The following is a 17,460-nucleotide window of genomic DNA, read 5'->3' as shown; positions in this document are numbered from 1 at the left end:
GCGTCAGCCCGCGCAGTCACTAGCCCGAATGCCTGAAGCGTTCAAGTAATGCGATCGTCCTAGAGCACAGAGACCTCGGCGGGTGCCACCGATTCCGGCCCCTGCGCGCCGTGCGGCGCGGCCAGGTAGTCCTGCGAGCGCATCTCGTAGAGGCGCGAGGCCGTCCGCCGGAACTCGACCGCCGCGTCGCCTGAGGTATTGAGCGCATCCGGCTCGGCATCCGCCGACATGACCAGCTTGACGCGCTGGTCGTAGAGGGCGTCGATCAGCAGCACGAAGCGCCGCGCCGCGTTGCGGTCGGCCGGGCCCATCATCGGAACGCCGTCGATGAACACGGTCCGGAACGTTCGGGCGATCTTCAGGTAGTCGCTGGATCCGAGCGGCTGCCGGCACAGGTCGGCGAAGGAGAACCTCGCCGCGCCGCGCACCGCCAGCGGCACCGCAACCTTCCGACCCTTCACCTCGAGCTCCATCGGGCTGCCGGGCCGCGCGTCGGTCACCGCCGCCCAGGCCCGGTCCATCGCGGCCCGCGCCGCCGCATCCGCCGGCGTGAAATAGACCTCGCCACCGGCCAGACGGCCGAGCCGGTAGTCGGTCCGGGCATCGAGACAGACGACGGCGGTGCGTTCCTTGAGCAGGGCCACGAAAGGCAGGAACAGCGCCCGGTTGAGGCCACCGGCATAAAGATCGTCGGGCGCCGTGTTCGACGTCGTCACCAACACCAGCCCGCGGTCGAACAGGCGCGTGAACAGCCGCCCGAGGATCATGGCATCGGTGATGTCGTCGACATGGAATTCGTCGAGACAGAGCAGCCGGGTTTCGTCGGCGATCTCGGCGGCGACCGGCGGGATCGGATCGTCGCCCTTGAGCGCGCCTGCGGCGATGCGCTGGCGCGTCCGGTGCACGCGCTCGTGAACATCGGCCATGAAGTCGGCGAAATGGGCGCGACGCTTGCGCCGGACGCTGACGGCCTCGAAGAACATGTCGACCAGCATGGTCTTGCCGCGGCCGACCTCGCCATAGATGTACAGTCCCCGGACGGGGGTGGCGTGGTGGCGGCGCGCGAACAGCCAGCCGAGATGCGAGGTCTTGTGCGCGAGCCGCCGGTTCTCCAGCTCGATCGCAAGCCGGCTCAGCCGCTCCGCCAGCGCCTCCTGCGCCGCATCGAAGGCGATCTCGCCGCGGGCCACGAGAGCGGCGTAGCGCTCGCTGGGAGTCTGGCTCATCCGGTGCCGGAAACTGCGCGCAGGGGTCGGGGAACCTTCAATACCAGCGGCTGCCGGCACACCGCAAGGCGCGGCGGCGTGGCGGCGCGGCGGAATGCCAGTGCCCGCCATCCGGCTACCGGAACGCCTCGTCCACCGGCACCTGCAGGCCGTTCGCCAGCCGATTGGTCTCGTTGGCCATCCCGACCACCGCGAGCAGCTCCATCAGCATGGCGTCGGTCATGCCCTTGGCGCGGGCGGAAGCGGTGTGGGAGCGGATGCAGTATTCGCAGTTGTTGGTCGCCGAGACCGCGACATAGATCAGTTCCTTGACCAGCGGATCGAGCGCGCCCGGCGCCATCACCTCCTTGACGCTGTCCCAGGTTCGCTTCAGCAACACCGGGTCGTTCGCCAGCGCCCGCCAGAAATTGTTGACGAAGTCCGTGTTGCGGGTCTTGCGGATGTCGTCGAACACCGCCCTGGCGGCCGGACTGAGGTCTTCGTCGGAGAGAAGTGGGACGGTGGACATGCGATCGCTCCCTCATGCGCAGCTGACTGGACAATGGTAACGATCGGCCGCCAATCTCTCAGCTGCGGCCGATGATGCCCTCGAATTCCCGGACGATCTGCGCGTAGACCGCGCGCTTGAACGGCACCACGAGGGCGGTCAGTTCGTCGGGGCGCGCCCATCTCCAGGCGTTGAACTCGGGCTTGTGGTGACCGCCGCCGGGATGGAGGATGTCGATCTCGCTGTCCTCGCCGGTGAAGCGCAGCGCGAACCACTTCTGGGCCTGGCCGCGATAGCGGCCTTTCCAGGCCTTGCCGATCAGGTTCGGCGGCAGATCGTAGCGGATCCAGTCGCGGCTCTCGGCAATCAGGCTGACCGAGCGGATGCTGGTCTCCTCGTAGAGCTCGCGAAAGACGGCTGTGGCCGGATCCTCGCCCTCGTCGATTCCGCCTTGAGGCATCTGCCACCAGGTGCCGGGGCCTTCCGGCTCTTCTGGCCCGTCGGCGCGATGGCCGATGAACACGAGACCGTCGCGGTTGATGACCAGCGCCCCCACACAGGGGCGGTAGGGAAGATCGGCGATGTCTGCGGCCATGGCGGCTCCCGACGTTGCGAAGTCTGCGCGCCGCGAGTTGGCGCGCCGCCGCCCCGCCTGTCAACCGGGCACGCGGTTCAGATCGCCCCGCCGCCGACCAGCGCACTCGCCGGCACGAGGGTCACTCCGCGCGCCTCGAGGCCGCGGGCCCATTCGCGGATCGCCTCGATGCTCACCGGCAGCGCCGAGCCGATGCCGAGCGCAGAACCGGTTTCGCGTGCGCTGTCCTCGAGCTGGCGCAGCGCCTCGTCGATGGCCGCGCGCGTCGGCACCGCGTCCACCACCCGCGTCGCCACCGCCACCGACAGCCCGATCTCGCGGGCAACCTTCGGCACCGCGCTGCGTGGCGACGTTCCGTCGTCGATATAGACGAGTCCACGGTCTCGGAGCTCGCCGAGAAACGGCCGCAAGGCGTCCTCGCTCGCGGTGAAGCGGGCGCCCATGTAGTTCAGGACCCCGGCATAGCCGGAGAACCGGCTCATCAGCCAGTGCAGACGGTCGCGATTCTGTTCCGGGTCGAGCCCGGTCAGCAGCGTGTGCGGCCCGGGATCGCTGTCGGGGTAGTCGTAGGGCTCCAGCGGAACGTGCAGCAGCAGTTCGTGGCCAGCCTGGCGGGCGCGCGCGCTCAAGCGCTCCAGCTCGTCCCCGTAGGGCGCAAAGGCCAGCGTGATCTCGGCGGGAAGCCGGTCGATCGCCGTCTCGGTGGTCAGCGTCGAGAGCCCCAGCCCGCCAAGCACGATGGCGATGCGGGGTCCGGTCGGTGGAACAGCTCCGAGCGGACGCGCATAGGCATCGAAGGGCCGGCGTCCGTCCGGGGCGATCGCCGGGATCGGGCCGTGGCGGCTCATCTCGACCAGGCCGATTTCGCCGCCACCGGTTGCCGCTGACGGTGTCAGCGGATCGCCGATCACGATGTCGGCAGGTGGCAGCGCCTGGTCGTCCGGCAGGCTTTCGGGCTGTTCGGACTCGAGCGTCGCGCGCATGCCGGTCGTCTCGCCGGTATTGGCCCGCGAGGCCGGCAGGCTGTCGAGCTGCACCACCGCCACCGGTTCGCCGCCAAGCGGATCGTCGAACAGCAGAAGTCGGCCGGCCAGCAGCACGGCTGCCGTGGCCGCCAGAAGCAGGACGACCTTGCGAACGCTCAAGCCCCGCAAGGTCCTGGCCAGGCGTCCGCCGCCCGTTGATCCGTCGCCGCCCAGTGCCGCCATGGTCGGTCCAATCAGTCCGCCGCGCAATGTCCGCCGGCCCGGGCGGGACTCCCGCGGCGTTCGGCCGGTGCCTCAGTTCGGCACGCTCGCGTTGGGATCGGGCGGGAACGAGCTGTGCACCTGGACCCCGCGCAGCAGGTCAAGCGCATAGTTGAGCTGCTTGTCGTCGGCCTTGTCCGGGGGAATGTACGCGGACGATCCGCCCTGCTCCTCGCCATCCTGCGATTCGAGGTGCCCGCGCAGCGAGGCTTCGCCCCGTGATGTGGTCTGCCCGCGCAGTTCCTCGGGAACGTCCTGTTCGACCACGATGTCCGGTTCGATGCCGGTCGCCTGGATGGAACGGCCGGACGGCGTGTAGTAGCGGGCCGTCGTCAGGCGCAGGGCGCCGTTCGACCCCAGCGGGATGATGGTCTGCACCGACCCCTTGCCGAAGGAACGGGTTCCGACGATGGTCGCACGGCGATGGTCCTGCAGGGCGCCGGCGACGATTTCCGATGCCGACGCCGAACCGCCATTGATCAGGACGATGACCGGCTTGCCCTTGGTCAGATCGCCGGATCGGGCATTGTAGCGCTGCGATTCGTCGAGATTGCGCCCACGCGTCGAGACGATCTCGCCGCGATCCAGGAATGTGTCGGACACGGCGATCGCCTGATCGAGGAGCCCGCCCGGATTGTTCCGCAGGTCGATGATGAAGCCCTTCAGCCGGTCGGCGGGAATTTCCTGCTCCAGCTTCTCGATGGCGAGCTTCAGGTTCTCGAAGGTCTGCTCGTTGAACTGTGTGATGCGGATGTAGCCGACATCATCCTCGCTGTTGAAGCGGACGGCACGGATCTGGATGATGTCACGCACGACCGTGATCTTCAGCGGCTCGCCTTCGCCGCGCTGAATGGTCAGCTCGATCGGGGTATTCACCCGTCCGCGCATCTTCTCGACGGCCTCGGCCAGTGTCAGCCCCTTCACCGGCTCGCCGTCGAGATGGGTGATCAGGTCTCCGGGCAGGATGCCGGCGCGGGCGGCGGGCGTGTCGTCGATCGGCGTGACGACCTTGACCAGTCCGTCCTCCATCGTGACCTCGATGCCGAGGCCACCGAACTCGCCGCGCGTCTGGACCTGCATGTCGCGGTAGTCCTTCGGCGACAGATAGCTCGAATGCGGATCGAGCGAGGTCAGCATGCCATTGATGGCCGACTCGACCAGGGCCGCGTCGTCGGGCTCCTCCACATAGTCGGACTTCACCCGCTCGAAGACGTCGCCGAACAGATTAAGCTGGCGGTAGGTGTCGCTCTTGCCCGCAGCGATCGCATCACCGGTGATCAGTGCCGGCTGCGAAACGACAAAGCCAGCCGCCCCGCCCAGCAACATTCCAAGGAGGAGAATTGACGTCCTGCGCATTATCCGCCTGCTCCATTGCGGCCGCTTGCCCACCACGGGCCCGGATCGATGGACTGACCATCCTGCCGGAATTCCACATATAGGAGGGGCTGGCTGCGGCCGACAGTCACGTTCGCGGCACTTGCCAGCACCACCCCGCCCATTTGCCCGACCGGTTCACCGGCCAGAACGAACTGGCCGAGATCAACGGCAATTGCGTCCATGCCGGCGAGTAGGACATGATACCCGTCGCCGACATTCAGTATCAAGAGTTCCCCATAGGATCGGAACGGCCCGGCGTAGACGACCCAGCCGTCGGCCGGGGCGATGACCTGGGCGTTTGCGCGCGTTGCGATCGTGATCCCGCGCGAGGCCGTCCCGAATTCGTCCGGCGCGCCGAATTCGCGCACGACAGCGCCGGCCGCCGGCATCGGCAACAGCCCCTTGGTGTCGGCGAACGGCATGGCAGGTTCGAGGCGGGCCGGATCGCGCAGCGCGCCGAGCGCTTCCTGGGGCGACCTCGTTGCCGAAGCGGCCGCCACGCGTTCAGCCACCGCGATCTCCCGGTCGAGCGAGGCGATCAGTTCCTCCATGTCCTGCGCCCTGGCTGCGAGCTCCTCGGCGCGCCGGCGCACGCTTGCGAGCTCCTCGGCACTCGACGCCGCCACCAGCCGCTTGGCCTCGATCAGCAGCGCAATCCGCGTGCGCTGTTCGCCGAGTGCCCGCGTCTGTGCCAAAAGCCTGGCTCTCTCGCCGTCGATCTCGCGCTTCAGCCGGGTAAGCTCGGCAAGATCGGTGGCCAGGGCTTCGGTTTCCAACCTCAGACCGGGCAGAACGGCACCAAGCAGCATGGCGGTGCGCACCGTCTCCAAGGCATCGCCCGGGCTGATCAGCACCGCCGGCGGCGGCCGCCGGCCCATGCGCTGCAGGGCGGCGATCAGTTCGGCAAGGACTCCGGATCGGCTGCGCAGCGAGGACTTCAGGTCATTCTCGCGCTCGACCAGCGCCGTGATCCGATTCTCGACGTGGCCGAGAACGGTCTCCAGCTCGCCGATCCGTCCGGCCGTCGCAAGCAGTTCGGCATTCAGCGCGGCCCGATCGGCCTCCAGCGCCGCCACCTCGCCGGCAATGCGCGCCTCCACCTCACGCTGCCGCTCGAGGTCCTCGCGCAGCGTCGCAAGCGCCCGCTCCGTCTCTTCGCGCGCGGCTTCGGGTCCGGCCGCCGGTGCCGCCGCACCCGCCGAGTCGGCCGCAGGCGTGTCTTCACCGGCCGCAGACGCGACCAGCGCGAGGATTGCGACCAGCGCCGCTGCGAGGGTCCGGAACCCGCCGTGATGGAGAGTGGTCAGCATGGACGGATGCATAGCAGGCTCCGGTTTAACGCACCGATAACCGTAGGATTGCGGCAACAGCGAGATGATCCCTGGAGCCGTCACGGAGATGTCGGAACCGGTCCCCCGCCAGGATGCGGCACGAAACGGGGTTTCGGAGCGGATCGTCGCGGCCGCGGACCAATGAACTGCTCAATCTAATCGCGATGATAGGGATGGCCGCCGAGGATCGTCACGGCACGGTAAAGCTGTTCGGCGATCAGCGCGCGCACGAGCTGATGCGGCCATGTCATCGGGCCAAGCGACAGCACCAGATCGGCGCCCGTCCGGACCGAGACGTCGTGACCGTCGGCACCGCCGATCAGAAACGCCGCCGCCGAGGCCCCCTCATCGCGCCAGCCAGCGATGCGGCGGGCCAGTTCGCGGCTGGACAGCGCCCGGCCGCGCTCGTCGAGCACGATCCGTCGCGCCCCGGCCGGAAGACGGGCGAGAAGCGCCCGGCTTTCGGCGGCCACGTCCCGCCCCTCGCCCACTTCGGCGACCTCGAACCCGGTGAGCCCGACCACGCGACCGGCCGCTGCGGCGCGGTCGAGATAGCGCGCCACCAGCTCCCGTTCCGGGGCGCCCGCCTTCAGCCGTCCGACCGCGAGGATCTCGACGCGCATGCCGGCCGGCGCACGATGCGCCTGGTTCAGATCGCCAGCCGCTCGCGCGGCGTGTCCGAGGACCACATCTTCTCGAGATTGTAGAAGGCGCGGACCTCTGGCCTGAACAGATGCACGATCACGTCGCCGGCATCGATCAGCACCCAGTCGCAGGTCTGCATGCCCTCCACCGCGACGCGGCCGAAGCCGGCGTCCTTGAGGCTGCGCAGCACGCGATCGGCGATCGCGCCGACCTGCCGGTCGGATCGCCCGGAGGCGATGACCATCGTGTCGGCGATCGACGATTTACCTGCCAGGTCGATGGTGACCACATCCTCTGCCTTGCCGTCTTCCAGCGCGGCGAGGATCGTTTCGAGCAGACTGTCCGACGACGGCTGCGGCCGGACAGTCACAATGGGAGGCGCGCCGCGAGCGACGCCCTCAGCGGACTTCGATGGTGTCAGCGGGGTTTCCTCTCGTCATACCATCCAAGCTTGTCGCGATTGGCATCACCGGATGCTTGACCGCAACGCAGACAAGATAGTGCACGTTTCGTGAACTTTTCAATAATCGCGGCCCCGGTCGTGGTCAGCGCGTCTGGTCCGCCCTGAGCTGGGTCGAGGAGAGCGGCGAGCGGCGCCCGTGAAGGAAGACCCAGGCGGGCGGGTCGAGGTCCGCGAGCAGCGCCGCGTCCGCCTCGTCGATCCGCCTGGATGCCATCCAGTGCGCGGCAGGGCTGGCGACTGCGGCGAGGCCGTAGCCCGGCCGGTCGACGACGGCGATGGGGACGGTGCGGGCGATCTCCCGCCAGGCGTACCAGTGGTGGAAACTGGCCAGATTGTCCGCCCCCATGAGCCAGACGAAACGCGCGGTCGGACAGCGCCGGATCAGATATCGCAGCGTATCGCGTGTGCGCGATGCGCCGATATCGGCCTCGACCGCCGTCACCTGGATGCGCGGATGCGCGGCGATCCGTGCTGCCTCGGCGATCCGCGCCTCGAGCGGCCGTAGCGCGCGCGGGTCCTTGAGCGGATTGCCGGGCGTTACCAGCCACCAGATGCGGTCGAGCCGAAGACGCCGCAGGGCCATGTCGCTGACCAGCCGATGGCCGCCATGTGGCGGGTTGAACGATCCGCCGAACAGACCGATCCGTTGTCCCGCCCCGCAGGACGGCAGGTTCGGCCAGCCTCCGATGCCGCCCAACTCAGCCGGCCCCGCTCACGGCCGCGTCTGGCCCGAGCCGCGCACGCGGTACTTGAAGCTGGTCAGCTGCTCGACCCCGACCGGACCGCGCGCATGCATGCGGCCGGTCGCGATGCCGATCTCGGCCCCCATCCCGAATTCGCCACCGTCGGCGAACTGGGTGGAGGCGTTGTGCAGCAGGATCGCCGAATCGACCAGCGCAAAGAATCTGTCCGCAGCCGCCTGGTCGTCCGTCACGATCGCCTCGGTGTGGCTGGACCCGTACCGCTCGATGTGCTCGATCGCCGCCTCAAGACCGTCGACGACCTTGACCGCGATGATCGCGTCGAGGAACTCCTTGCCGTAGTCGGCCTCGCCCGCCGCCACCACGCGCGGATCGGCGGCCTGCGTCTCGGCATCGCCTCGGACCTCGCAGCCGACGGCGATCAGGTCGGCCAGGATCGGCGGCAGATGCGTGGCGGCCAGCGCCCGGTCGACGAGCAACGTCTCGGCCGCGCCGCAGATGCCGGTGCGGCGCATCTTGGCATTGACGACGATGCGTCGGGCCATGTCCAGATTTGCCGGCGCGTGCAGATAGACGTGGCAGATGCCCTCCAGATGCGCGAACACCGGCACCCGCGCCTCGCCCTGCACCCGCTCGACGAGGCTCCTGCCGCCACGTGGCACGATCACGTCGATCGCGCCATCGAGCCCACCGAGCATCGCGCCGACGGCGGCACGGTCGGTGGTCGGGACGATCTGGATCGCGTCGGCCGGCAGGCCCGCCGCTGCGAGCCCCTCGGCCAGACAGGCATGGATCGCGCGTGCCGAACCGGCGCTCTCCGATCCGGGTCTGAGGATCACGGCGTTGCCGGCCTTCAGGCACAAGGCACCGGCGTCCGCCGTGACGTTCGGTCGGCTCTCGAAGATCACCCCGATAACCCCCAGCGGCGTGCGCACCCGCTCGATATGCAGTCCGTTCGGCCGATCCCATTCGGCGATCACCGTGCCGACCGGATCGGGCAGTGCAGCGATCTCTTCCACTCCCTTCGCCATCGCCTCGATACGGGACGGATCGAGCTTCAGCCGGTCGAGGAACGAGCCGGCCGTGCCGCGCGCTTGCGCCGCCTCGAGATCGCGGGTGTTGGCCGCGAGGATGGCCGGCGCGTCGCGCCGGATCGCCGCCGCCATGGCCGCCAGCGCACCATCCTTCGTCCGGGCGTCGGCGCGGGCCAGCACGCGCGCCGCCGCCCGCGCGCGCCGGCCCATCGCCAGCATCGTGTCGGCGAGGTCGCCACTCCGGATCGTCTGCCTTGCCTCGACGCTCATCACGTCCGCCTCCGTTCGCCTCCCTATTCCTGCCTGAGCGCCATGTCGTCGCGATGGATCATCTCGGCGCGCCCAGCATATCCGAGGATGCTCTCGATCTCCCGGCTGTTGCGACCGATGATGCGCTCGGCATCGCTGCGATCATAGGCCGTCAGGCCACGGCCGAGTTCGCGGCCGGCGAGATCGCGGATCACCACGGCGTCGCCGCGGCAGAACCCGCCCTCGACCCGCCGCACCCCCGCCGGCAGCAGGCTCTTGCCCTGCCGCAGCGCCTGGGCCGCGCCATCGTCGACGACGACCGTGCCGCGCGGCTCGAGCGTACCGGCGATCCAGGTCTTGCGTGCCGCCACCGGATTGCCACGCGCCCGGAACCAGGTCGCCCGGCCGCCGGCGTCGATCGCCGCGAGCGGATGGTCGATGCGCCCCGACGCGATCACCATCGTCGCGCCGGCTGCGGTCGCGATCTTGGCCGCCTCGATCTTGGTCAGCATGCCGCCGCGCGACAGTTCCGAGCCCGCCGATCCCGCCATCGCCTCGATCTGCGGCGTGATCGCGTCGACCTCGGGGATGAAGGCGGCGTCCGCCCGCACCCCCGGCGGGGCGGTATAGAGGCCGTCGACATCCGATAGCAGGACCAGGCAGTCCGCGCTCAGCATGGTGGCGACGCGGGCCGCCAGCCGATCGTTGTCGCCATAGCGGATCTCGGAGGTCGCCACCGTGTCGTTCTCGTTGATGACGGGCACCGCCCTGAGCTTCAGGAGCATCGTCACCGTCGAGCGGGCGTTGAGATAGCGGCGCCGCTCCTCGGTATCGCCGAGCGTCAGCAGGATCTGTCCGGCCACCAGGCCGTGACGGCCGAGCGCCTCCGCCCAGGCCCCCGCCAGCGCGATCTGGCCGACGGCGGCCGCTGCCTGGCTCTCCTCGAGCCGCAGCGGCCCGCGCGGCATCGCCAGCACCGAGCGGCCGAGCGCGATCGCCCCCGACGAGACGATGATCGGTTCCGCCCCGCCGGCCGCCAGCCCGGCAATGTCGGCGGCCAGCGTCGCAAGCCAGTCCCGCTTCAGGCCCGCATTCGGATCGACCAGCAGGGAGGATCCCACCTTGACCACGATCCGGCGGTGGCCGGTCAGACGCTTTCCCGACATCACGGTCTCCAGCCGCGCTCCCTCACGACCTCGGCCTCCTGGCGTGCGGCATCCTCGGCCCTGGCCGCGTCGATTTCCGCCATCAGCCTGGCGACCGCCTCGCGCACCCCGGCCCCGGTCGCTGCCGAGACCATCAGCACGTCGCCGCCGCAGGCCCTGGCCAGCGCCCGGCGCTTCTTCTCGAGATCCTTCGGCTCCACCGCATCGCATTTCGACAGCGCGACGACTTCCCGCTTCTCGTCGAGACCCGCTCCATATGCCTCAAGTTCGCTACGCACGATCCGGTAGGCTCTGGCGACCTTCTCCTCGGTGGCGTCGACCAGATGCAAGAGCACCCGGCAGCGCTCGATATGGCCGAGGAACCGGTCGCCGATGCCGATCCCCTCGTGCGCCCCCTCGATCAGACCGGGAATGTCGGCTAGCACGAACTCCCGGGTGTCCAGCCGCACGACTCCGAGATTGGGATGCAGCGTCGTGAACGGATAGTCGGCGATCTTCGGCCTGGCGGCCGAGACCGCCGCCAGGAAGGTCGACTTGCCCGCGTTCGGCAGACCGACGAGCCCGGCATCGGCGATCAGCTTGAGGCGCAGCCAGATCCAGCGCTCCTCGCCGGGCAGTCCGGGATTGGCGCGCCGCGGCGCCTGGTTGACCGACGACTTGAAGTGGGCATTGCCGAATCCGCCATTGCCGCCGCGCGCCAGCAGCACCCGCTGTCCGACCTGCGTGAGATCGGCGATCACCGTCTCCTGATCGTCCTCCAGGATCTCGGTGCCGACCGGGACCTTCAGCACCACATCGGCGCCCTTGGCGCCGGACCGGTTGCGGCCCATGCCGTGGCCGCCGGTCTTCGCCTTGAAGTGCTGCTGGTAGCGGTAGTCGATCAGCGTGTTGAGCCCGTCGACGCATTCCGCCCAGACGTCTCCGCCGCGCCCGCCGTCGCCGCCGTCCGGACCGCCGAACTCGATGAACTTCTCCCGCCGGAACGACACCGCTCCCGCACCGCCGTCGCCGGAGCGCACATAGACCTTGGCCTGGTCGAGGAACTTCATTCGCCCGCCCCCGGCTCGTAGACGAACACCGGCGCGTTCTCGACGTCGCCGCAGGCGCGCGCCGGCGCGCGGCAGGTCCCCGTGCCGCGCCGGATGAAACCGGCCTTCTCCAGCACCCGCTGCGAGGCGACATTGTCGGGGAAGGTGTGGGCGCCGATCAACGCGCCCGGCCGCCAGAGACGACCGGCGGCGGCGGCCGCGGCGACCGCCTCGCTCATCAGGCCCTGCCCCCACCATGGCTGACCAAGCCAGTAGCCCAGTTCAACGGCGCCGCTGTCGGTCTGGCGCAGCTCCACCATGCCGATCAGGGCGTCCGGCGCGTCCTTGAGGCAGATCGCGAAGACGAGCGCCTCGCCGGCCGCGCGCCTGCGGCCTGCTTCAGCGATGAACTCTTCGGCTGCACCGTCCGGGTAGGGATGCGGGATCGCCGCCGTCCAGCGCGCCACCCGCTCGTCGCCGGCGAGCCGTGCCATCGCCGGGGCGTCGGCGGCAACCGGCGGGCGCAGCAGCAGCCTTTCGGTCCTCAGCGTCTCGTCGATCCGGGTACTCGTGGGCCGGGAACTCATGGCATTGATCCATACGAAATCAGGGGAGACGGTGTCCCGTCTCCCCTGGCTCGTAACCTGATTTTTCGCCGGGTTGAAGGGACGCCGGCGGTTGGCCGCCGTTACTCTGCCGGGGCAGGCGACGGCGCGACGACGGAGACGTACTGGCGCCCGCCCGCGACCGTGCGGAAAGACACCGTGCCATCGGTCAGCGCGAAGATCGTGTGGTCCTTGCCCATGCCCACATTGGCGCCGGGATGCCACCTGGTGCCGCGCTGGCGGATGATGATGTTGCCGGCCACGACGTGCTCGCCGCCGAACTTCTTGACGCCGAGGCGCCGGCCGGCTGTATCGCGGCCGTTGCGGGACGAACCGCCTGCCTTCTTGTGTGCCATCGGTCGATACTCCTCAGTTCTGCGCGGCCGCCGTGTCGGCCGCAGTCTCGGGCGCGGCCTCCGGCGCAGGCGTCGCCGACGCCGCCTCGACTGCCGGCACCTCGTCCTTCGTCTCGCCCTTCGCCGCCTTGGCCTTCTTCGCCGCCGGCCTGGCACCGCCGGTCAGGATGTCGGTGATCTTCACCACCGTCAGCTGCTGCCGATGCCCCGCCGAACGGCGATAATGCTTGCGGCGCTTGCGCTTGAAGATGCGCACCTTGTCGCCGCGGGTCTGCTCCAGCACCTCGCCGGCGACGCTCGCGCCGGCGACCAGCGGCGTGCCGATCGTCGTCGCCGCGCCATCCACCACCATCAGCACCTCGCCGAAGGTGATCGCCGCGCCTGGCTCGCCGTCCAGCTTCTCGACGGTAATGACATCGTCGGCGGCGACGCCATACTGCTTCCCGCCGGTCTTGATGACCGCGAACATGTCGATCCAGTCCTTTTCTCTCGCCGCGCCCTTCGGTGCCGCGCCGTGCCGCCACGAAACGGCCGGACGTCGCGGTCTTGGTGGCTCGCCCTGATGGGCAGCGAAACCTCGGACAGCGCAATTGAGCGCGGGAGTTGCCTGCCCGCGCGATCGGGCCGGAATATACGTGGCGCGGCCGCGATGTCAATGCGAAGGACGGCCTCGCCCACGGCACCCCGACGCGGCTTGATCCAGCGCAAGGCGGGCGGCCGAGCCGGCTCTAGCCTGACGCGCACGCACCGAACACCGAGGCGGCACATGCTCGATCTCGAGGCCATTCGCCGGACGCGCGTCGTGCGCGAGCCCTTTGCACATTTCACCGTATCGGACACGCTGTCGGCCGACGCGCTCGCGGCGATCCGGGCGGATTTCCCGGCGATCACCCATCCCGGCATCTTCCCGCTGTCGGAACTCGCCTACGGACCCGCCTTTGCCGCGCTGATCGAGGACATCCGCAGCGCCGATCTGGAGGCGATCCTGTCGGAGAAGTTCGATGTCGACCTCTCCGACAGGCCGCTGATGATCACGGTGCGCGGTCACTGCCGGGCAAGCGACGGCAGGATCCATACCGATTCCACCTCCAAGGTGGTCACCTGCCTGCTCTACCTCAACGAGCCGTGGGCTGAGGACGGTGGCCGTCTGCGGCTGCTGCGCGATCCGGACGACATCGATTCGGTCATCGTCGAGGTGCCGCCCGACGGCGGGACCTTCGTCGCCTTCCGACGCACCGACAATTCCTGGCACGGCCACAAGCCGTTCGAGGGGCCGCGCCGCTACGTGATGTTCAACTGGGTTACCTCGCAGGCCGCCCACGACCGCGAGATCGGTCGCCATCGCCTGTCGGCGCGCCTCAAGCGCCTCAATCCCTTCGTCTGACGGGGACCGCCATGCTCGAGTCGCCGATCGACCGCACCATCGAGACCTTCACCGGGGCGCTCGCGCGGGCAACCCGCAACGACAGCCCGTGGCGCCACTGGCTGCTGCGTGACGCGCTGCCCGGCGACGTTATCGACCGCATTCTCGCCCTGCCGTACCGGGCACCCGTCAAGGCGCGGTTCGACGGGCGTCGCGAGACCAACAACTCGACCCGCGTGTTCTTCGACCGCGATGCCCAGGCCCACCACCCGGTCTGCGCCGAACTCGCCAGCGTCTTCCGCGATCCCCGCACCGTGGCGGCGATCGAGGCGACCTGCGGCGTCGATCTGTCGGCGGCGCGCGGCCGCATCGAATACACCCAGGACGTCGACGGCTTCTGGCTCGAGCCGCACACCGACATCGCGGTGAAGCTGTTCACTATGCTGATCTACCTGTCGGACGACCCGGCGCTGGCGGATGCCGGCACCGACATCTACGACGCAACCGGCAAGGTGCATCTGGGCGCGACCCCCTACGGCCGCGGGCTCGGCCTGATCTTCCTGCCGGCCGGCGATACCTGGCACGGCTTCGAGCGGCGACCGATCCGCGGGGTGCGCAGGTCGCTGATCGTCAACTACGTGTCGCCGGAGTGGCGGGCGACCGCGGAACTGATCTGAGCGGCCGCCGGGCTGGCGACATTGCCGCGCGCCTGCACGGTTCGCGTGTGGGGGCGGCCCTGCGCCCCGGCATCGGCCCGGAATCGGTTGTACGCAGTCCTTGCGCGCCACGGGCGGCTTCGCGCGGGGGAGCCCGGCGGCCTGCCGGTCCCGTAGGGGTTGCCTGCCCCCCCGCATCACGTCGGCCGCGTCTTGCCGCTTGCGGACACACGGCCCTTGCCCCCGTGGGGGTCGCTCGTGTAGGTAGGCTCGCCCGTGACGCGGAGAGGTGCCGGAGTGGTCGAACGGGGCGGTCTCGAAAACCGTTGAGCGCGCAAGCGTTCCGAGGGTTCGAATCCCTCCCTCTCCGCCATTACCCAGAGGTACAACCCTCTCCTCTTTGCTCGGTTGCGCTCTGGCCGACGCGAACGGGGGCAGCTTGGGCGTTGGTACCTTGGCCATGGCTGATTTCAAGCCGACCCGAGCGGCTCTCCGAAGCGGACATTTGGGATGTGAGCCGCTTCGGCTGGCTTGGGCGGAAAACAGACCGCGGCGCACGGTGAGCGAGCGTTCCGGCACCATTCATCGGCGGTGCTCGGCGAGGACCGCCGCCAGCACCGCAACGCCCCGTCGCAGTGCGTCGGCGTCAAGCCCGGCATAACCGAGAATGAAACCGGCCGCCGCCGGCCGGGACTCGGGTGGGTCATACAGCGGTGAAACGGGATACAGGCCGACCCCGGCTGCTCTTGCGGCCTCGACGATCGCGGGCTCGCGGTCGGCAGCAACGCCGTTGATCCAGATGACGACATGCAGTCCTGTGTCAGCTCCCGCGATGGTGACCGACGAGCCCAGATTGTCCGCCAACGCCTGCAGCAGCACCACCCGTCGCTCGGTGTTCTTTCGGCGGATACTGCGGACGTGACGTTCGAAGGCGCCGCTCGCCAGCAGGTCGGCTAACGCGTCTTGCTCCAGCATCGGAGTATGCCGGTCGGTCAGACGCTTGGCCTCGCTGAACGCCCGAGACAAGGTAGTGGGGACGACGAGGTAGCCGAGCCGCAGGGTCGGTGAGAGCGTTTTGGACAGCGTGCCGACATAGATGACCGACTCCGCGTCGAGTGTCTGCAGAGGCGGTATCGGGGCGATGTCGTGACGGTACTCGCTGTCGTAATCGTCCTCGACAACGTAGGCGCCTGTATGTGCAGCCCAGGCCACGAGGGCGCGCCGCCGCGCCGCCGAAAGTACGCCGCCAAGCGGAAACTGGTGCGAGGGCGTCACATAGGCCAGACGGGCCAAGGGCAGCGAATGCGTCCTGAGTCCCTCCCCGTCGACCGGAATCGGAACTGGAACACCACCTGCCGCCGCGAAGGCCTGCCGAGCCAGGAGGTAGCCAGGGTTCTCGATCACAAAGGGATCGCCGGGGTCGAGCAACAGCCGCGCGCAGAGGTCCAGGCCTTGCTGCGAGCCGTTCACGACGACGATCTGGTCGGGCGTGCACCTGATGCCGCGGGCACGCCAGAGATAGCCTTGAAGCGCGGTGCGGAGGGTGGCAGTTCCCTGAGGGTCGCCGTAGCGCAGCCTCGCGGTGCGCCGGAGGCTCGCCTTGTTCAAACTGCGCCGCCAGGCCAAGACCGGAAAGTCCGAACCGGACAGGTCTCCGTAACGAAAGTCTGCAACCCGGACCGCCTGCGCTACTGCTGGCGAAGGCAGAGCGAGCAGGCGTTGCGCGAACGCTGAGAGATGCCGGGGTGCAGCAGCCGTGGAGCACATCGGCGCTGCCGCAGTCCCGAGCCCCTGGGCTACGATCGCACGCGCCCCGGGCCGGGTGGTCAGATATCCTTCGGCGGCAAGTTGGCCATAGGCCGCCATCACCGTCGTGCGGGATACACCCCATTCGGCCGCAAAGGCCCGGGTCGACGGCAGGCGGTCACCGGGTCGGTAGACCCCGCCGTGGATCTGCTCCTTGATCGCCGCGATGATCCGGCGCGCGATGCCGTCCTTCGACAACTGGACCACATCAAATCTTCCAAACTGGCTATTTTCAACAAGCCAGATTGCCGGCATCTGTCCCTGCATCGCAAGGAGTTTCCGATATGTACACGCCTCCCGTCTTCCGCGACGACGACAAGGAGAGCCTGCGGGCGACGATCCGCGCGGCGCGGCTGGCACAATTCCTCACCGCCACCGCGGACGGCCCGGTAGCGACACCACTGCCTCTCTACCTCGACGAGAGCGCGGGCGAGCATGGCGTGATCTATGGCCACCTCGCGAAGGCCAATCCCCACTGGCGCGTTCCGCCGCTGGGAGACGGTCTGGCGATCTTCATGGGGCCGGACGCTTACGTGACGCCGGCATGGTACGCGACGAAGCAGGAAACCGGGAAGGTCGTGCCGACCTGGAACTACGTCGCCGTCCATGCCTATGGCCCGGTCGAGTTCTTCGACGATCCGGGCAGGCTGCTGGAAGCCGTGAGTCGTCTGACCGACCTCCACGAGGGCACGCGCGCCGCGCCCTGGGCCGTATCGGACGCGCCGCCGGATTTCGTTCAGGCGCAACTGCGCGGGATCGTCGGCTTGCGCATGCCGATCACGAGGCTCGAGGGCAAGCGCAAGATGAGCCAGAACCGGCACGCGGCCGACCGCGCCGGCGTGGCTGCGGGCCTCGCAGCGAGCGAGCGGGCATCTGACCGCGAGGTGGCCTCTCTCATCCCCTTGTGAAACGCGCAGCACAGGCAGTTATGCTTCTCCGCTCGCCGCCGCGGCACCGGAGAATATCGACATTCAGCGGGTAATGACCGCAAACCTTGGCGCGGCATTCCACCGGGCCGCCCGTTCAGTGATTGTAACACTTCCACTCATCGGTGCGATCCTCGGCTAAGGTGAAGCACCGGTTGCTGGGAGAGGGTCGCCGCAGCGTGGTCGGGGGTTGTTCCCT

At 68.9% G+C, this 17,460-nt stretch carries 19 protein-coding genes and 1 tRNA gene; 4 read left to right on the top strand and 16 right to left on the bottom strand.

Annotation, left to right across the window (positions count from 1 at the left end; genetic code table 11):
- Positions 1 to 59: 59 nt before the first annotated feature.
- The 15 genes from zapE to rplU all read right to left on the bottom strand — a co-directional run bounded on the left by zapE (position 60) and on the right by rplU (position 12,979).
- Positions 60 to 1,226 (bottom strand): cell division protein ZapE, encoded by a 1,167-nt coding sequence (zapE, locus tag EDC22_RS15605; protein ID WP_132807611.1) that lies wholly within the window; start codon positions 1,224 to 1,226, stop codon positions 60 to 62.
- A gap of 115 nt (positions 1,227 to 1,341) precedes the next feature.
- Positions 1,342 to 1,734: a carboxymuconolactone decarboxylase family protein gene (locus EDC22_RS15600; RefSeq protein ID WP_132807610.1), complete on the bottom strand. Its 393-nt coding sequence runs from the start codon at positions 1,732 to 1,734 to the stop codon at positions 1,342 to 1,344.
- A 58-nt stretch (positions 1,735 to 1,792) separates the two neighbouring features.
- Positions 1,793 to 2,308, bottom strand: a complete 516-nt coding sequence (locus EDC22_RS15595; RefSeq protein WP_132807609.1) for an RNA pyrophosphohydrolase — start codon at positions 2,306 to 2,308, stop codon at positions 1,793 to 1,795.
- 77 nt (positions 2,309 to 2,385) lie between these two features.
- Positions 2,386 to 3,453, bottom strand: coding sequence for a divergent polysaccharide deacetylase family protein (locus EDC22_RS15590; protein WP_165926940.1), 1,068 nt, complete (start codon positions 3,451 to 3,453; stop codon positions 2,386 to 2,388).
- A gap of 135 nt (positions 3,454 to 3,588) precedes the next feature.
- Positions 3,589 to 4,914 (bottom strand): S41 family peptidase, encoded by a 1,326-nt coding sequence (locus EDC22_RS15585; RefSeq protein WP_132807659.1) that lies wholly within the window; start codon positions 4,912 to 4,914, stop codon positions 3,589 to 3,591.
- The gene (locus EDC22_RS15580; protein ID WP_165926939.1) at positions 4,911 to 6,242 is read right to left on the bottom strand and encodes a murein hydrolase activator EnvC family protein; all 1,332 of its coding nucleotides are present in this window, start codon (positions 6,240 to 6,242) and stop codon (positions 4,911 to 4,913) included. Before EDC22_RS15580 ends, EDC22_RS15585 begins: the two co-directional genes overlap by 4 nt.
- 176 nt (positions 6,243 to 6,418) lie before the next feature.
- Positions 6,419 to 6,886, bottom strand: a complete 468-nt coding sequence (rlmH, locus tag EDC22_RS15575; RefSeq protein ID WP_132807606.1) for a 23S rRNA (pseudouridine(1915)-N(3))-methyltransferase RlmH — start codon at positions 6,884 to 6,886, stop codon at positions 6,419 to 6,421.
- Between the two features lie 26 nt (positions 6,887 to 6,912).
- Positions 6,913 to 7,278 (bottom strand): ribosome silencing factor, encoded by a 366-nt coding sequence (rsfS, locus tag EDC22_RS15570; RefSeq protein ID WP_425385535.1) that lies wholly within the window; start codon positions 7,276 to 7,278, stop codon positions 6,913 to 6,915.
- A 175-nt stretch (positions 7,279 to 7,453) separates the two neighbouring features.
- A complete protein-coding gene (locus EDC22_RS15565) occupies positions 7,454 to 8,068 on the bottom strand; it encodes a nicotinate-nucleotide adenylyltransferase (protein ID WP_165926938.1) in 615 nt (204 codons plus the stop codon).
- A 15-nt stretch (positions 8,069 to 8,083) separates the two neighbouring features.
- Positions 8,084 to 9,376: a glutamate-5-semialdehyde dehydrogenase gene (locus tag EDC22_RS15560; RefSeq protein ID WP_132807605.1), complete on the bottom strand. Its 1,293-nt coding sequence runs from the start codon at positions 9,374 to 9,376 to the stop codon at positions 8,084 to 8,086.
- Between the two features lie 23 nt (positions 9,377 to 9,399).
- Entirely contained in the window at positions 9,400 to 10,521 is a 1,122-nt protein-coding gene (gene proB, locus EDC22_RS15555; RefSeq protein ID WP_132807604.1) for a glutamate 5-kinase, read from the bottom strand.
- Positions 10,521 to 11,570, bottom strand: coding sequence for a GTPase ObgE (obgE, locus tag EDC22_RS15550; protein WP_132807603.1), 1,050 nt, complete (start codon positions 11,568 to 11,570; stop codon positions 10,521 to 10,523). Before obgE ends, proB begins: the two co-directional genes overlap by 1 nt.
- Positions 11,567 to 12,136: a GNAT family N-acetyltransferase gene (locus EDC22_RS15545; RefSeq protein WP_132807602.1), complete on the bottom strand. Its 570-nt coding sequence runs from the start codon at positions 12,134 to 12,136 to the stop codon at positions 11,567 to 11,569. The genes obgE and EDC22_RS15545 overlap by 4 nt, the downstream gene beginning before the upstream one ends.
- 101 nt (positions 12,137 to 12,237) lie before the next feature.
- Complete coding sequence (gene rpmA / locus EDC22_RS15540; protein ID WP_132807601.1) at positions 12,238 to 12,510, bottom strand: 50S ribosomal protein L27; 273 nt, start codon at positions 12,508 to 12,510, stop codon at positions 12,238 to 12,240.
- A 13-nt stretch (positions 12,511 to 12,523) separates the two neighbouring features.
- A complete protein-coding gene (rplU, locus tag EDC22_RS15535) occupies positions 12,524 to 12,979 on the bottom strand; it encodes a 50S ribosomal protein L21 (protein ID WP_132807600.1) in 456 nt (151 codons plus the stop codon).
- Between the two features lie 297 nt (positions 12,980 to 13,276).
- Between rplU and EDC22_RS15530 the strand changes: the two genes are divergently transcribed.
- From EDC22_RS15530 to EDC22_RS15520, 3 genes are all read left to right on the top strand, one after another.
- Positions 13,277 to 13,894: a 2OG-Fe(II) oxygenase family protein gene (locus EDC22_RS15530; RefSeq protein WP_132807599.1), complete on the top strand. Its 618-nt coding sequence runs from the start codon at positions 13,277 to 13,279 to the stop codon at positions 13,892 to 13,894.
- An 11-nt stretch (positions 13,895 to 13,905) separates the two neighbouring features.
- The gene (locus tag EDC22_RS15525; RefSeq protein WP_207903797.1) at positions 13,906 to 14,550 is read left to right on the top strand and encodes a 2OG-Fe(II) oxygenase; all 645 of its coding nucleotides are present in this window, start codon (positions 13,906 to 13,908) and stop codon (positions 14,548 to 14,550) included.
- 262 nt (positions 14,551 to 14,812) lie between these two features.
- Positions 14,813 to 14,902, top strand: a tRNA-Ser gene (locus tag EDC22_RS15520).
- Between the two features lie 209 nt (positions 14,903 to 15,111).
- On the opposite strand, the gene pdxR is transcribed toward EDC22_RS15520, so the two are convergent.
- Positions 15,112 to 16,602: a MocR-like pyridoxine biosynthesis transcription factor PdxR gene (gene pdxR, locus EDC22_RS15515; protein ID WP_245499795.1), complete on the bottom strand. Its 1,491-nt coding sequence runs from the start codon at positions 16,600 to 16,602 to the stop codon at positions 15,112 to 15,114.
- Positions 16,603 to 16,619: 17 nt separating this feature from the next.
- Here pdxR and EDC22_RS15510 point away from each other — a divergent pair, with 17 nt between their 5' ends.
- A complete protein-coding gene (locus tag EDC22_RS15510; protein ID WP_132807598.1) occupies positions 16,620 to 17,243 on the top strand; it encodes an FMN-binding negative transcriptional regulator in 624 nt (207 codons plus the stop codon).
- Positions 17,244 to 17,460: the final 217 nt, after the last annotated feature.

This window comes from Tepidamorphus gemmatus (assembly GCF_004346195.1).
GTDB classification, from domain to species: domain Bacteria; phylum Pseudomonadota; class Alphaproteobacteria; order Rhizobiales; family Tepidamorphaceae; genus Tepidamorphus; species Tepidamorphus gemmatus.
This window is presented reverse-complemented; position numbering and strand designations above follow the sequence as displayed.

Bases quoted from the DNA above. Each gene is read 5' to 3' on its own strand.
- zapE (WP_132807611.1), bottom strand. From the start codon at position 1,226: ATGAGCCAGACTCCCAGCGAGCGCTACGCCGCTCTCGTGGCCCGCGGC.
- EDC22_RS15600 (WP_132807610.1), bottom strand. From the start codon at position 1,734: ATGTCCACCGTCCCACTTCTCTCCGACGAAGACCTCAGTCCGGCCGCC.
- EDC22_RS15595 (WP_132807609.1), bottom strand. From the start codon at position 2,308: ATGGCCGCAGACATCGCCGATCTTCCCTACCGCCCCTGTGTGGGGGCG.
- EDC22_RS15580 (WP_165926939.1), bottom strand. From the start codon at position 6,242: ATGCTGACCACTCTCCATCACGGCGGGTTCCGGACCCTCGCAGCGGCG.
- rlmH (WP_132807606.1), bottom strand. From the start codon at position 6,886: ATGCGCGTCGAGATCCTCGCGGTCGGACGGCTGAAGGCGGGCGCCCCG.
- EDC22_RS15560 (WP_132807605.1), bottom strand. From the start codon at position 9,376: ATGAGCGTCGAGGCAAGGCAGACGATCCGGAGTGGCGACCTCGCCGAC.
- proB (WP_132807604.1), bottom strand. From the start codon at position 10,521: ATGTCGGGAAAGCGTCTGACCGGCCACCGCCGGATCGTGGTCAAGGTG.
- obgE (WP_132807603.1), bottom strand. From the start codon at position 11,570: ATGAAGTTCCTCGACCAGGCCAAGGTCTATGTGCGCTCCGGCGACGGC.
- EDC22_RS15545 (WP_132807602.1), bottom strand. From the start codon at position 12,136: ATGAGTTCCCGGCCCACGAGTACCCGGATCGACGAGACGCTGAGGACC.
- rpmA (WP_132807601.1), bottom strand. From the start codon at position 12,510: ATGGCACACAAGAAGGCAGGCGGTTCGTCCCGCAACGGCCGCGATACA.
- rplU (WP_132807600.1), bottom strand. From the start codon at position 12,979: ATGTTCGCGGTCATCAAGACCGGCGGGAAGCAGTATGGCGTCGCCGCC.
- EDC22_RS15530 (WP_132807599.1), top strand. From the start codon at position 13,277: ATGCTCGATCTCGAGGCCATTCGCCGGACGCGCGTCGTGCGCGAGCCC.
- EDC22_RS15525 (WP_207903797.1), top strand. From the start codon at position 13,906: ATGCTCGAGTCGCCGATCGACCGCACCATCGAGACCTTCACCGGGGCG.
- pdxR (WP_245499795.1), bottom strand. From the start codon at position 16,602: ATGCAGGGACAGATGCCGGCAATCTGGCTTGTTGAAAATAGCCAGTTT.
- EDC22_RS15510 (WP_132807598.1), top strand. From the start codon at position 16,620: ATGTACACGCCTCCCGTCTTCCGCGACGACGACAAGGAGAGCCTGCGG.